Below are 13,043 nucleotides of genomic sequence, written 5' to 3' on the forward strand. Positions count from 1 at the left end.
TTAATATAAGACTTTTCAACAAGTCTGTTGATTGGCACTCCAGGGACCTCCCCGCGGAAAGCGAGTGCTCGGAGCGGAAATCAACAGGCCTCTTTAGTAGGGACAATCAAAAAATTATAAAAACGTCCTTTTTACCTTTTCAAAGAAGGAGTTGTCCTTTAATTTCAGCGTTTTTAACTTTTTATCAGTTAACTGAATTTTAATTTTATCAACATGGCGAATGCTAAGTGCTTCATTATCCATTCCCATGGTCGGGTAATCATTTTCCTCTGAAACAACTTTAAGTGTAAGCGCCCTTTCTCCGCTCAAAATAAACGATGCGCCAAGTGTCCGGTAATTGTTGTTGTTAATTGAAGCAACCTCGCTTACCTGCATGCAGGAGAGAAGCGGATCAACGACCGCACCCCGCACTGACTTATTATAGGCAGTGCTTCCCGTTGGTGTCGCAACAATCAGCCCATCCCCACGGAAGGTTTCGAAATGCACATCATCCACAAAAACATCAATGACAAGAGTTTTAATAATGGACGAGCGGATGCTGAATTCGTTGAGACACGTAAAAGTTCCTATCCCATCTACAGAAACGTCGATAAGCGGATAGCGGCGGACCTCCAACTGTTCTTTCAGCATGGCATTAATCATATTTGAGGTTTCGCCAATACGAAAATCACAATACATATTTAAATTGTTTTTTGTGGATATCCCCATATAAAGGCAATCTTCCCGAAAACCGGTTTTTCTGACGGCCTGAAGAAAAGACCCGTCATCCCCGATACTAGCAATGATATTTGCTTTACGATAATCATCGACAATCGTAAAACCATAGCGTTCAGTGGCTTCAAAAAGAGGGGCGGCTTTAATGAGGGTATCGTTATCGTGTTTATAATCATAATAAATCATTTGCCTTTCTGGCATATATTAGACCTCCTGGAAAAAATTAATGTATTATAGTCCTGTTAAAATCCAAATTTTGATAAAATAATAGTAATCTCAAATTAGTTTAGCATTTTTTTGAAACAATATGAGAACAGCCAGGGAAATTTAACAGAATCGTTAAAAAGGGGGATATTTATGAGTGGTAAACGCTGGGCCGCACTTGGAATTGCTGCGGCATTATTTATTTTTTCAATTCTAATAAACTTTTTATCAGCATTTGCTTTTAAAGGTATCAAAACAGATTTTAGTGAATTGATGGCCGCAGGGGAAGAACCCTTTACGGAAGAAGTTGTGGATGATGGAAGCGAATTAAAAAAAATAGTCATTCTCGATGTAGATGGGGTCATTCAGGACACAGGAGAAACGGGCTCGCTCTTGCAAAACTCTGGCTATAATCATCAGGGCTTTATGAAAAAACTGAACCATATTAAAGAGGATGATTCCGTCAAGGGGGTCATTATCAGGGTTAACTCCCCAGGTGGTGGGGTCGTTGAAAGTGCGGAAATTCACGATAAGCTGAAGGAAATTCAGAAACAAACGAAAAAGCCGGTATATATTTCAATGGGCTCCATGGCCGCTTCAGGAGGCTATTATATTTCAACCGCTGCTAAGAAGATCTATGCGAGTCCTGAGACTTTGACAGGGAGCCTTGGGGTAATCATGGAGGGAATCAATTATAAAGGGCTGGCAGATAAATACGGCGTTGATTTTGTCACGATAAAAAGCGGTAAGTATAAGGATATTATGAGTCCGACAAGAGAAATGACCGAGGAAGAGCGGCAAATCCTACAAAAGATGATTGATAACTCTTATGACGGATTTGTTAAAGTCATTTCAGATGGCAGGGGGATGACGATCGACCAGGTTAAACAGATTGCTGATGGCCGTGTTTACGACGGACATCAGGCTAAGGAATTGAAGCTGATTGATGGGTTTGGATACCTAGATGATGTTATTTCGAAAATGAAGAAAAATGAAAAGCTAAAAGGTGCAAAAGTAGTCCGTTATACGGATGACCTTGGCTTTGCCTCCATGTTTCAATTTCAAGCACAAAAATGGCTAGGCGACAGTGCGGAAATGGCCGGTTTGATGAAAATCCTTTCCAAACCAAATTCACCGCGTCTCATGTATCTATATGCGGAATAGGGGGAAAGCAGATGGACACGAATGAAGTAAGGCCTGTTCGATACGCAGGTTTTTGGATGCGCTTTTGGGCATTTCTGCTCGACTTGATCGTTGTAGGCAGTATAGAGCGAATATTAATTAATCCTCTTTTCCGCTTATTGGATATATCTTTATCTGAATTTAATATGTTTTCACCTGTTTCTATCTCATCAGCCGTGATCTTTTACTTATATTTTGTATTGATGACCAAGTTTTTTAACCAAACGCTCGGAAAAATGGTATTTGGACTTAAGGTCATAAACCTTGATCAGGAAAGGCTTACATGGGGGACAGTTTTGTTTAGGGAATGGATTGGCCGCTTTATTTCTGCCACGATCGTTATCGGCTATATAATCGTCGCCTTTTTACCTAAAAAACAAGGTTTGCATGACCTTTTTACTGATACGACCGTTATTCATACTGAATCATAATACAGCCTGCCGATTCAATTCGGCAGGTTTATTTTTTTTTCTATGGGAAATAATAGCAGGTTGAAAGGTTGTGAAAACGTTGATCTGGCTGTTGGCATCCCTGATAATTCTTTTGCTCTTATTTATTCTCATCCTTTTCACTAAACTGACGATTCTGCTGACTTATTTCCATCACAATGATAATGATGACTTAAAGGTAGAGTTTAGGATCTGGTTTGGACTTATTAGGTATAAGAAAAGCATCCCATTAATTAAGGTAGATGAAGATTCCCCGAGCATTGTTGTTAAAAGCAGCACAGAAACAGGAAAGGCCGAAAGTTCCAAACCGAACTGGACCCAAATTACAGATAAAGACGTAAAGTCCTACTGGAAACGTACCCAGGATCTCTTAAAAAAAGTAAAGGGACTCCAAATTATCATCAGGAAATTTTTACGAAAAATAAGTATTAAAGAATTTGAATGGCAGACTATGATTGGTATAGGTGATGCAGCACATACAGCTATTTTGACAGGAGCTCTTTGGACATTGAAAGGGTCGGTTATCGGGGTTCTCAGTCAATATTTAAAACTAAAAACAACGCCAAAATTAAGCATAACTCCCCAGTTTCAAGGAAGCGTAGTCCAAACTTATTTTCAATGTATTTTTCAGTTTCGAATCGGGTATGCTATTTTGGCAGGATTAAAACTGATTAAATTTTGGAAGGGGGGAAAACCGCCTTTCAAAAACAAATCTAATTTTACAAATGATAGAACCAATTCAATTTGAAAGAGGAGGAGACTGCTATGTCTGATCATCCAATTCAAGGTTTAATGACGACAGCGATGGAAAGCTTAAAGGAAATGATTGATGTAAACACCATCATCGGAGATCCTGTGGAAACTCCGGATGGAAGTGTCATCCTGACTGTTTCCAGGGTAGGCTTTGGATTTGCAGCGGGAGGCAGCGAGTTCAAAATGGATACATCACAAGGCCAAGGACAAGGCGGTCAAGGGGGCCAAAGCCAGGGCGGGATAAAGCTTCCGTTTGGCGGCGGTAGTGGTGCCGGTGTATCGATTACCCCAATTGCCTTTTTAATTGTCAATTCACAAGGGGTTAAGATGCTTCATTTAGACGAAAGCACACACTTATATGAGAAAATCCTTGAGCTTGCCCCTCAGGCAGTTGACAAGATTCAGCAGATGTTCGCGAAAAAGGATGAAGCAAAACAGCAGAGCAGCCCGCAATATCAAAACAACCAGGCAAAACATGATTTTGATATATAAGTTGAAAGGTTAATCTTCCAAACCACTTTAGGAAGGTTAACTTTTTTCATGATGGAGGCTCTAAAAATGTGTTCTTTCTAAAAGTCTTAATAATTGCAAAAATAGTATTGAAAGGATATATTTACTCTGTACATATTCCAAGTGAGCAGGTTTTAGTGCCTGGTTTACTTGAACTGACAAAGGAGGATGTAAAGATGGCAAATGTTACATTTAAGGGAAATCCGGTTACTCTATTAGGCAATGAGGTAAAAGTAGGAGACAAAGCTCCTAATTTCACAGTACTTGCCAATGACTTATCAGAAGTTACTTTAGACAACACCAAGGGGCAGGTTCGTTTAATTACTTCCGTTCCATCATTGGATACTGGGGTTTGTGATGCAGAAACACGCCGCTTTAACGAAGAAGCAAACAGTTTAGGTAATGTTAAAATTTTAACTGTAAGCGTGGACCTTCCATTTGCTCAAAAACGCTGGTGTGCAGCAGCTGGCATCGAAAATGTCCAAACCTTATCTGACCACCGTGACCTTTCTTTTGGAGAAGCTTATGGAGTAGCAATCGAAGGCTTAAGATTATTAACTCGTGCTGTATTTGTGGTAGATTCAAGCGATACTGTAACATATGTTGAGTATGTAAGCGAAGCTACGAATCATCCAAATTACGAAGCCGCTCTTGAAGCAGCAAAAAGCGCGAAGTAATAATTAAATGAAGGCCTCCGCCGCGGCGGGGTCTTTTTTGCTAATAGGAAAGTATAAATTTTAACAAATTTATACATTCCTAACGCATAAATTCAACTACGCCTCTGTCTTCGTCCTATCGGACTCGCCAGTCGGCAAGTTTACATTTATAGTGAGGTGTAATATGAATATTTCTTCAACTGAAAAATTGTTTACAATGTTTAATGAAACAGCTTTAGTCTTACAGGAAGAATTGGATTGTTCTTTTTTGGAAGCTTTAGCTGAGACCGGCGAGAATCTTTTCCAAGCGTCTATCCTTCAGGAAGAACTAAGTGAATTAACGCTAAAAAGATTGAAAAAGCAATATGAAGAGATAGATTTGGAGAAATACTCAAATGAGGATATTCGTAAGGCATTTCAGCTGGTTATTTTAAAAGGTATGAAAGAAAATGTTCAGCCCAACCATCAAATGACTCCTGATTCCGTTGGGATGCTCATTGCGTATTTGGTTGAGCGTTTTATTAAAAAACCATCCTTCCGTTTGCTTGACCCTGCAGTTGGTACCGGGAATTTATTAATGACGATACTAAACCATGTTCATAAAGAAATTGCGGCTGTTGGGGTAGAGATTGATGATCTTTTAATAAAGCTTGCTTATGTAAATGCAAATTTACAAGAAAATCCAGTCCAGTTCTTTAATCAGGATAGCCTTGAACCATTATTTATTGAATCAGTTGATGCAGTAGCGGCGGATTTGCCGATTGGATTTTATCCAAATGATATTCGAGCAGCAGATTACCAGCTACAAGCGAAAGAGGGTCATTCCTATTCGCATCATTTGTTTATTGAGCAAAGCGTCCGCCATACGAAACCGGGGGGCTATTTATTCTTCCTTATCCCTAATGGTCTTTTTGAGAGCCCCCAAGCTGGACAACTCCATGAGTATTTAAAGGAAGAGGTAATCATTCAAGGGCTTATGCAGCTGCCGAACAGCATGTTCCGTGATAAAAATTCCGCGAAAAGCATTTTGATTTTGCAGAAAAAAGGCGAGGAGATAAAGCCGCCAAAGCAGGCGTTGCTTGTCAACCTTCCAAGTCTATCCAACCGTCAGGAAATGGATAAAATTTTAGTGAATATTGAAAAATGGTTCCAGGAAAACAAAGGGTGACGTTAAAAGTCACCTTTTTTTATTTTAAGAAAAATGGGAATATAATTATTATTTGCCGAAAACGCTGCCACTCGAAATTGACCTTGAAATGTATGTTCTTCAGTGTTTAAATGTGAAATTGAGGGAGATAAACAAGAACGGTTTGCACAAAATAAAAGTGGGTATATGTATATAGATCGGTTTAAAAAAGGAGCGTTTAGCAAATGGCAAAAATAATCGCAATTAATGCAGGTAGTTCCTCTTTAAAATTTCAATTATTTGAAATGCCGGAAGAGGAAGTCATTACAAAAGGGTTAATTGAAAGAATCGGATTGAATGATTCCATTTTCAATATCACTGCTAACGGTGAAAAAATTCAAGAGACACTTGATATCCCCAATCATGAAGTAGCCGTTAAAATGCTGTTAGATAAACTGACATCACTTGGTATTATCAAATCCTTAAACGAAATCGAGGGAATTGGCCATCGTGTCGTCCATGGAGGAGAAGAATTTAACGATTCTGTTATCATTACAGACGAGATATTAAATAAAATAGAAGCATTATCGGAGCTCGCTCCGTTACACAATCCGGCCAATGTTACCGGAATTAAGGCATTCAAACAGGCGCTTCCAAATGTTCCGGCAGTGGCGGTGTTCGATACCGCATTTCACCAAACCATGCCTGCGAGCTCTTACCTTTATAGTCTGCCATATGAATATTACAAAAAATATGGCATCCGTAAGTATGGGTTCCATGGAACCAGCCATAAATATGTTTCACAGCGGGCTGCTGAATTATTAGGCCGTCCGATTGAACAACTGCGGTTAATTTCCTGCCACTTGGGAAATGGGGCAAGTATTACAGCCATTCAAGGAGGTAAGTCGATTGATACCTCCATGGGTTTTACACCACTTGCCGGTGTTACGATGGGGACCCGCTCAGGAAATATTGACCCTGCTCTTATTCCATATATCATGGAGAAAACAGGGAAAACGGCTGAAGAAGTATTGGATGTTTTAAATAAAAAGAGTGGAATGCTGGCCGTGTCCGGTTTTTCAAGTGACCTCCGCGATATAGAAATCGAGGCAAAGCAAGGAAATGAACGGGCGAAGCTTGCGTTAAACGTGTTTTCAAATCGAATTCATAAATACCTAGGCTCCTATGCAGCCCGTATGTACGGTGTCGATGCGATTATTTTTACAGCGGGTATCGGAGAAAATAGCGATGTAATTCGTGAAAATGTTTTAAAAGGTCTGGAGTTTATGGGAGTTTACTGGGACCCTGCTCTTAACAAGGTAAGAGGTAAAGAAGCGTTTATCAACTATCCGCATTCACCGGTTAAAGTATTGGTCATCCCAACTAACGAAGAAGTAATGATAGCTAGGGACGTGCAGCGCTTAGCAGCATCTCATTAATTCATAAAAAGGCAAAGGCTAAAATAATGCGGCTTTTGCCTTTTTATCATTGAATTTTAATATGATATACTGAATAAAAAAGGCTTTCAAAGGGTGGGATGGAAGCATGCCATTAACAGACCAGGAAAGAAAAAAATTAGCAGAAATCCGGCAATGGGAAAAAAACTTATTAAGCTATGAAGCAAACGACTTTCAACTAACCTATGAAAAATATTTGGAACGGTCCTTCTCCATGATGCCAGAGAATCTTCAAAGGCAGTTTTTTTCAGGTCTAGACAGCTGGCTGTTTCATTTGCACGGAATTATCCAAGGCTCACAGCTTCAAATGGATGCAAAGGACAGAATCATCACCTCTGCGAGAATTTTTAACAAGGACACAGAAAAAATAGAAGACCTAAGGCAATTGGATTTCGATCAATTGCAATACATAGCTGAACAGCAAATTGCCAAACACCGGCTATATTCGTTTATCCAGGGTGGTTTGGCAGGGACCGGCGGGAAACTTTTGCTTGGGACGGATATTCCAGCCATTGCAGTAATTAATTTAAGAGTCGTTCAATTAATTGCCATGTCCTATGGTTTTGAAGTCAACACTCCCTATGAATTGATGACTTCTTTAAAGGTATTTCATACAGCAACGCTGCCGCCAAGAATGAAAAAAGATGGCTGGGCCACTATAATGGCTGAATTGGAGCAGAATGAAAATCCTTATTTTTATGAAGGAACAGAAGAGATAACAGATATCACATGGCTTGAGCAGCCACTTCAGCAGCTGTTTAAAGCAGTGGTCATTACATTATTCAGAAAAAAACTTGTTCAAGGGGTTCCGCTAATCAGTATGGCAATTGGAGCAGGCGCCAATTATCAACTGACGAGGAAGGTGACGGAACTAGCTCAGAAATATTATCAGCTTCGTTATTTAAAAGAAAAAGAGGAGTTTGGCGAATGAGTATTCAAGAACATAGAAAATCGGCCCAGATTCAAGTGAATTGTAAAGTGATGACAGTTAGTGATACACGTAACAAAGAGACGGATAAAAGCGGCAGATTGATGATTGATTTGCTCGAGGAAGCAGGCCACAAGGTTGTTGAATACTGTATTGTAAAGGATGAGGCTCTGCCCATTCAGGAGGAAATACTGAAAGGCTGTGAGCGTGAGGATATTGATGTGATCCTGACAAATGGCGGAACAGGAATTGCCAAACGGGATGTAACAATTGAAACGGTTCAAAGTCTGCTTGAAAAGGAAATGACCGGATTCGGTGAAATCTTTCGCATCCTGAGCTATCAAGAGGATATTGGTTCTGCGGCTATACTTTCAAGGGCAGTTGCAGGCGTTATTAAAAATAAAGCTGTTTTCTCAACACCAGGCTCCTCCGGCGCTGTAAAACTTGCTATGAACAAACTGATTTTGCCCGAAATCGGCCATGTCGTAAAAGAAATTAAAAAAGATTTATAGGATGATAAGGGGCCATTACCTAGCACTGCTCTAATACTCCGTAGCAGTGAGGTTATGGCCCTTATCTTTTTATAGATGAACTTTTCCTGAAACTCTTTGGTCTGCACGGTACCAGAGCCATAAATCATTGATGATGGAAGCCAATTCGGAGATTTCTGTGTTTAATTGACAAGAGCGGGGGAAGTCATTTTCATCGTAAAGCTGTGCTTGTTTATGATTGATTTCCTGTTCCAGGTCCGCAATTCGGTCGGGAATCGAACCTCGTATCCGTTCCCAACAATAGAGAATAGCTTCTTGATTTGCTTTGCTGTACTGATTCCAATCCGCCCGTAAATCAGGTATATAAATGCCAAGACGTGAGTCGAATGTAAAGTCCTCTTTCATAGAAGCCTCCAAAGATCAATTATAGGTTGATTTTATTTTACTACACATCTATGGTGCATTCACGCAAAAAAGTTCAAAATAAAGCACGAAGCCTATCTAGCTTCGTGCAGTATGTCTTTATTCTATATCTTTTGAGGTACGGACGATGAGAACATCACATGGCGCGTAGCGGGTAATATGCTCAGAAACGCTGCCAATAAAGAATCTTTCCACCATATTCATTCCGGTTGCACCGCAAATAATTAAATCCACATTATGCTTCTTAGCCAAATCCCTAGGAATCCTTACTTTAGGAGAACCGAAATCAATTTCATACTGAACATTTGAGAGACCGGCATCCTCTGCCTGTTTTTTGTAGTTTTCAAGCATATCCTTGGCTAGTTTCTCTGCTCTTTCTCCAACAACCGTGTCATAGGCTTCAATTAAGGCAAATGATCTAGTATCAATGACATGAACTAATAGAAGGCTGGAATTGTTCCTTTTTGCGACTTCAATCCCCTTTTTAAAAGCCCAATCCGCTTCCTTTGATCCATCTATCGCGACTAAAATATGTTGATATTTAAGTCCCATGATTATCATCTCCTCACCTTGATTATACAATATTTAACAACGAATAACTGTTGCAATTTTTCGAACAATAATGAAGTAACTAACATAAAAAGGGGTGGGGTAAATGACTAAATTTGATCCTAATAAGCAATATTCATTTGAGTTTGATGAAAATGGGGCAATTGAGGTAAGTGAACAAATTATGAATTCTTATAACAGCGGTTTTATTGGCGAAGGAACGGCAATAGCGACAAGTGGAGATTTTTCAGTAATTGAGGAATAGTTAATGGGGGAGGGGGCTGTTCAATGAACAGCCCTTATTATTTGTGCATTAGTCTATGAAATTATTCTGGAAAGGGCATCTACCCAAGAATTTACCTCCGCGTACGCATATTCTTTAGTGAATTATGAAAAAGAGGAGGTAAACCATGTATCACAATATGTATATGACTCCAGGCTCAATACCTTATGACCCTAATGTTAATCGTGCAAACCATGATTCACGGCTTTTTTGGGGAGGCTTCGGCTTTAGACCATGGGGATGGGGGTTTGGAATGCCATTTTTCCCACCGTTTGGCTTTGGCTTCGGTTTTCCTTTCTTCGGAGGATTTCCATTTTTTGTTTAAAAGAGAAAATAAAAAAACGAGGAGAGAAATAAATTGAACCACGTCATGAATATTATGCCCAGTCATACCATAGTAGATATAAACCATCATATAACAGACCCAAGTGACCCGAGAATCCACCATGGGTTTGGGCACGGAGGATTTCATCATGGTGGCTATGGCCATTATGGCGGCTATGGCCATTACGGCGGTTTTGGAGCCCCGTTCTTAACAGGGTTGGCCGCAGGAGCCTTGTTATCCCCGTATGGATACGGTTATGGATACCCATACTATGGATATCCGTCTGGCTATTACTATTAAAATATGAATGCCTTGCCGAATATGGCAGGGCATCTTTAACAAATAGATTTGGAGGTAAGGAAAATGCGAATTGGAGTACCTAAAGAAGTGAAAAACAATGAAAATCGTGTGGCCATGACTCCAGCAGGAGTAAGCAATTTGGTCAACTACGGCCATGAGGTTTACATTGAAAAAGGAGCCGGAATGGGGTCTGGATTCATCGATGATGATTATTTGGCGGCTGGGGCTAAATTAACTGAATCTGCGGACAAAGCCTGGTCAATGGACATGGTTATGAAGGTGAAAGAACCAATTCCAAGTGAATATAAATATTTTCGGGAAGGTCTGATCCTATTTACATATTTGCATCTAGCGCCTGAACCCGAATTAACAAAGGCTTTAATCGAAAACAAAGTGGTTGGTATCGCGTATGAAACAGTCCAGCTTCCAAACGGAAGCCTTCCATTGTTAACCCCAATGAGTGAGGTTGCAGGAAGAATGGCGGCCCAAGTTGGTGCGCAATTTTTGGAAAAGGTTTATGGAGGCAAGGGAATCCTCCTCTCAGGTGTACCTGGTGTGCAAAGAGGAACGGTGACAATTATTGGCGGCGGTGTCGCTGGGACAAATGCAACCAAAATGGCGATTGGTTTGGGAGCAAAAGTGACAATCATTGATTTGAATCCAGACCGCCTTCGCCAATTAGATGATATTTTTGGCTCAGAAGTCACAACGTTAATGTCAAACCCTTATAATATTGCTGAAGCAGTAAAGGAATCGGATTTAGTAATTGGGGCGGTATTAATACCCGGTGCGAGAGCCCCAAGGCTGGTAACGGAAGAAATGATTAAGACAATGAGACCTGGGAGTGTTGTGGTGGATATCGCGATTGACCAAGGCGGGATTTTTGAAACAACCGACAAAATCACCACCCACGATAACCCGACCTTTATTAAACATGGTGTTGTCCATTATGCTGTTGCCAACATGCCGGGAGCTGTTCCAAGAACTTCGACCATCGCTTTAACAAATGTAACCGTTCCTTATGCCGTTCAGATTGCCAATAAAGGCTACCGGCAGGCCTGTTTAGAAAATGAAGCATTATTAAAAGGTATCAATACACTAGACGGCTATGTAACCTATAAGGCGGTTGCGGAGGCTCAAGGACTGGAATACAGAGAAGCAAAAGGCTTACTTGGTCAGTAAGGAACAGGAAAAAAGGGAGGCCGCCAAAGCGGTTCTCCCTTTTGTATTAAAAACATAAAAACCAGCTTCATATGAAAGCTGGTGAGAAAGACCCAAATTAAAAAGCCGCATTTGCCGTACCTCATATAAGAAAGTTTTAAACCACCACTCCTCAAAGTGGGTGTTTTCAGAAGCTTTTCTGCGTGTCCTCCACGTCATATAGACAGAGGCTTGTCATTCCAGCTTCGATGTTTAAACTCCCTATAACAGCTTAAAGGTTAAAACTTTATTATTGTTACGTACAACGCAGCCTATATTTGTATGTTACATCAAATTAATCTACAGTTCAATGTTAAAAAAATCCAAACAGGTTACTTTATTATTTGTAACTCTTTCGGGAATTTTGTTAATGCTCTCGCTCCATCGGCTGTAATATACACATCATCTTCAATGCGTACGCCTGCAACACCAGGAACGTAGATGCCCGGTTCAATAGTGTATACCATCCCTTCTTGAAGAACAAGCTGGTTTGTTTCCTTTATGGAAGGATATTCATGGATGCTAATTCCCAGTCCATGGCCAAGCCGATGTGGAAAATATTCTCCATAGCCTGCATCCCCGATGATTCTTCTGGCAGTCAAATCAACTTCAGCTGCTGTTACACCTGGCTTGCTTGCCTCTAATGCGGCTAACTGTGCTTTTAATACCGTATCATAGATTTCCTTTTGCTTATCGTTAATATCCCCGTAAGCAACTGTTCTTGTAATATCAGAACAATAGCGGTCGACGATTACACCCAAATCAAATAAGATGAAATCGCCTTTTTTAATTCTGGTCATGCCTGGATTGCCGTGTGGAGAGGCGGCGTTTGCACCAGTTAACACCATAGTTGAAAACGACATTTCTGTTACGCCTTTTTGCTTTAGTGCGTATTCAAGGGCGTTAAGAACATCAAGCTCGGTTTTCCCTTCTTTAATTTCACTGGCGCCAAACTGAACTGCGTAATCTGCAAGGGCGCACGCCTCTTCAATCGCTTTTAATTCTTCTGCATCCTTAATCATGCGGAGAAGTCTTAATTTTTCTTCAGCAGAAATGAACGCTGCATTTGGGAATAATTCCGTAAGCTGTTCATAGCGTTCCACATTCATGTGTTCTTTTTCGATGGCAGCTTTTCCAACGGTAATTCCGCGCTTCTTAATCGCATTTACAATCATATCCCATGGATTGACAATGTCGTTAAAGCCAATGATTTCATGCTGCCAGCCGGCATTTTTTGCATTGTAAATCTCCATTTCCGGACAAACCAAAAACGGTTCTTCTTCTTGAAAGACAGCAAGAGCAAGCAATCGTTCGTGCGGGTCTGTATAGTAGCCGCTTAAGTAAAATACATTTTCAGATGAAGTAACAAAGCTTACATGAATATCATTTTCCTTCATCCAGCTTTGCAGCTTTTCAATTCGTTGATTCATTATCAGGGTCCTCCCTTTTTAAAAGCATTTCCTATTTGAGAGTATCAATAGAAAAATAAAATG

17 protein-coding genes and 1 other RNA gene are annotated in these 13,043 nt (G+C 40.3%); 13 read left to right on the top strand and 5 right to left on the bottom strand.

The features are described from left to right. Positions 1-114 precede the first annotated feature (114 nt). Positions 115-915, bottom strand: coding sequence for an NAD kinase (locus tag ACNQGS_RS05195; protein WP_491486419.1), 801 nt, complete (start codon positions 913-915; stop codon positions 115-117). A gap of 156 nt (positions 916-1,071) precedes the next feature. On the opposite strand from ACNQGS_RS05195, the gene sppA reads away from it, so the two are divergent. The 9 genes from sppA (at position 1,072) to ACNQGS_RS05240 (ending at position 8,491) form a co-directional block, all read left to right on the top strand. Continuing rightward, positions 1,072-2,082 carry a signal peptide peptidase SppA gene (sppA, locus tag ACNQGS_RS05200; protein ID WP_491486420.1) on the top strand — a complete coding sequence of 337 codons (1,011 nt, stop codon included), beginning with the start codon at positions 1,072-1,074 and terminating at the stop codon, positions 2,080-2,082. 11 nt (positions 2,083-2,093) lie between these two features. After that, positions 2,094-2,531, top strand: coding sequence for an RDD family protein (locus ACNQGS_RS05205; RefSeq protein WP_378584307.1), 438 nt, complete (start codon positions 2,094-2,096; stop codon positions 2,529-2,531). 70 nt (positions 2,532-2,601) lie between these two features. Then, positions 2,602-3,297 carry a DUF2953 domain-containing protein gene (locus tag ACNQGS_RS05210; protein ID WP_491486421.1) on the top strand — a complete coding sequence of 232 codons (696 nt, stop codon included), beginning with the start codon at positions 2,602-2,604 and terminating at the stop codon, positions 3,295-3,297. Positions 3,298-3,314: 17 nt separating this feature from the next. Further along, positions 3,315-3,794: a GerW family sporulation protein gene (ytfJ, locus tag ACNQGS_RS05215; protein ID WP_213144604.1), complete on the top strand. Its 480-nt coding sequence runs from the start codon at positions 3,315-3,317 to the stop codon at positions 3,792-3,794. A 194-nt stretch (positions 3,795-3,988) separates the two neighbouring features. Then, positions 3,989-4,489: a thiol peroxidase gene (tpx, locus tag ACNQGS_RS05220; protein ID WP_213119901.1), complete on the top strand. Its 501-nt coding sequence runs from the start codon at positions 3,989-3,991 to the stop codon at positions 4,487-4,489. A gap of 163 nt (positions 4,490-4,652) precedes the next feature. Next, the gene (locus tag ACNQGS_RS05225) at positions 4,653-5,636 is read left to right on the top strand and encodes a class I SAM-dependent methyltransferase (protein WP_491486422.1); all 984 of its coding nucleotides are present in this window, start codon (positions 4,653-4,655) and stop codon (positions 5,634-5,636) included. A gap of 203 nt (positions 5,637-5,839) precedes the next feature. Continuing rightward, positions 5,840-7,033 carry an acetate kinase gene (locus ACNQGS_RS05230; RefSeq protein ID WP_491486423.1) on the top strand — a complete coding sequence of 398 codons (1,194 nt, stop codon included), beginning with the start codon at positions 5,840-5,842 and terminating at the stop codon, positions 7,031-7,033. Between the two features lie 106 nt (positions 7,034-7,139). Continuing rightward, positions 7,140-7,982 carry an EcsC family protein gene (locus tag ACNQGS_RS05235; RefSeq protein WP_491486424.1) on the top strand — a complete coding sequence of 281 codons (843 nt, stop codon included), beginning with the start codon at positions 7,140-7,142 and terminating at the stop codon, positions 7,980-7,982. Beyond that, positions 7,979-8,491, top strand: coding sequence for a MogA/MoaB family molybdenum cofactor biosynthesis protein (locus ACNQGS_RS05240; RefSeq protein ID WP_491486425.1), 513 nt, complete (start codon positions 7,979-7,981; stop codon positions 8,489-8,491). The genes ACNQGS_RS05235 and ACNQGS_RS05240 overlap by 4 nt, the downstream gene beginning before the upstream one ends. A 69-nt stretch (positions 8,492-8,560) precedes the next feature. On the opposite strand, the gene ACNQGS_RS05245 is transcribed toward ACNQGS_RS05240, so the two are convergent. Together ACNQGS_RS05245 and ACNQGS_RS05250 are read right to left on the bottom strand one after the other, a co-directional pair. Continuing rightward, positions 8,561-8,875 (bottom strand): hypothetical protein, encoded by a 315-nt coding sequence (locus ACNQGS_RS05245; RefSeq protein ID WP_491486426.1) that lies wholly within the window; start codon positions 8,873-8,875, stop codon positions 8,561-8,563. 117 nt (positions 8,876-8,992) lie between these two features. Next, a complete protein-coding gene (locus tag ACNQGS_RS05250; protein WP_491486427.1) occupies positions 8,993-9,445 on the bottom strand; it encodes a universal stress protein in 453 nt (150 codons plus the stop codon). A gap of 103 nt (positions 9,446-9,548) precedes the next feature. Here ACNQGS_RS05250 and ACNQGS_RS05255 point away from each other — a divergent pair, with 103 nt between their 5' ends. From ACNQGS_RS05255 to ald, 4 genes are all read left to right on the top strand, one after another. Then, positions 9,549-9,707: a hypothetical protein gene (locus tag ACNQGS_RS05255; protein ID WP_491486428.1), complete on the top strand. Its 159-nt coding sequence runs from the start codon at positions 9,549-9,551 to the stop codon at positions 9,705-9,707. A gap of 145 nt (positions 9,708-9,852) precedes the next feature. Beyond that, complete coding sequence (locus tag ACNQGS_RS05260) at positions 9,853-10,050, top strand: hypothetical protein (RefSeq protein ID WP_491486429.1); 198 nt, start codon at positions 9,853-9,855, stop codon at positions 10,048-10,050. Between the two features lie 54 nt (positions 10,051-10,104). After that, positions 10,105-10,350, top strand: coding sequence for an inner spore coat protein YmaG (gene ymaG / locus ACNQGS_RS05265; RefSeq protein ID WP_491486471.1), 246 nt, complete (start codon positions 10,105-10,107; stop codon positions 10,348-10,350). 63 nt (positions 10,351-10,413) lie between these two features. Next, positions 10,414-11,532 carry an alanine dehydrogenase gene (ald, locus tag ACNQGS_RS05270; RefSeq protein ID WP_491486430.1) on the top strand — a complete coding sequence of 373 codons (1,119 nt, stop codon included), beginning with the start codon at positions 10,414-10,416 and terminating at the stop codon, positions 11,530-11,532. A 98-nt stretch (positions 11,533-11,630) separates the two neighbouring features. Here the strand turns inward: ald and ssrS are convergent. Beyond that, positions 11,631-11,827, bottom strand: a non-coding RNA gene (gene ssrS / locus ACNQGS_RS05275) — 6S RNA. A 55-nt stretch (positions 11,828-11,882) separates the two neighbouring features. Beyond that, complete coding sequence (locus ACNQGS_RS05280; RefSeq protein WP_213144614.1) at positions 11,883-12,980, bottom strand: M24 family metallopeptidase; 1,098 nt, start codon at positions 12,978-12,980, stop codon at positions 11,883-11,885. Between the last annotated feature and the right edge of the window lie 63 nt (positions 12,981-13,043).

Source organism: Neobacillus sp. PVCKKU3 (assembly GCF_058323225.1).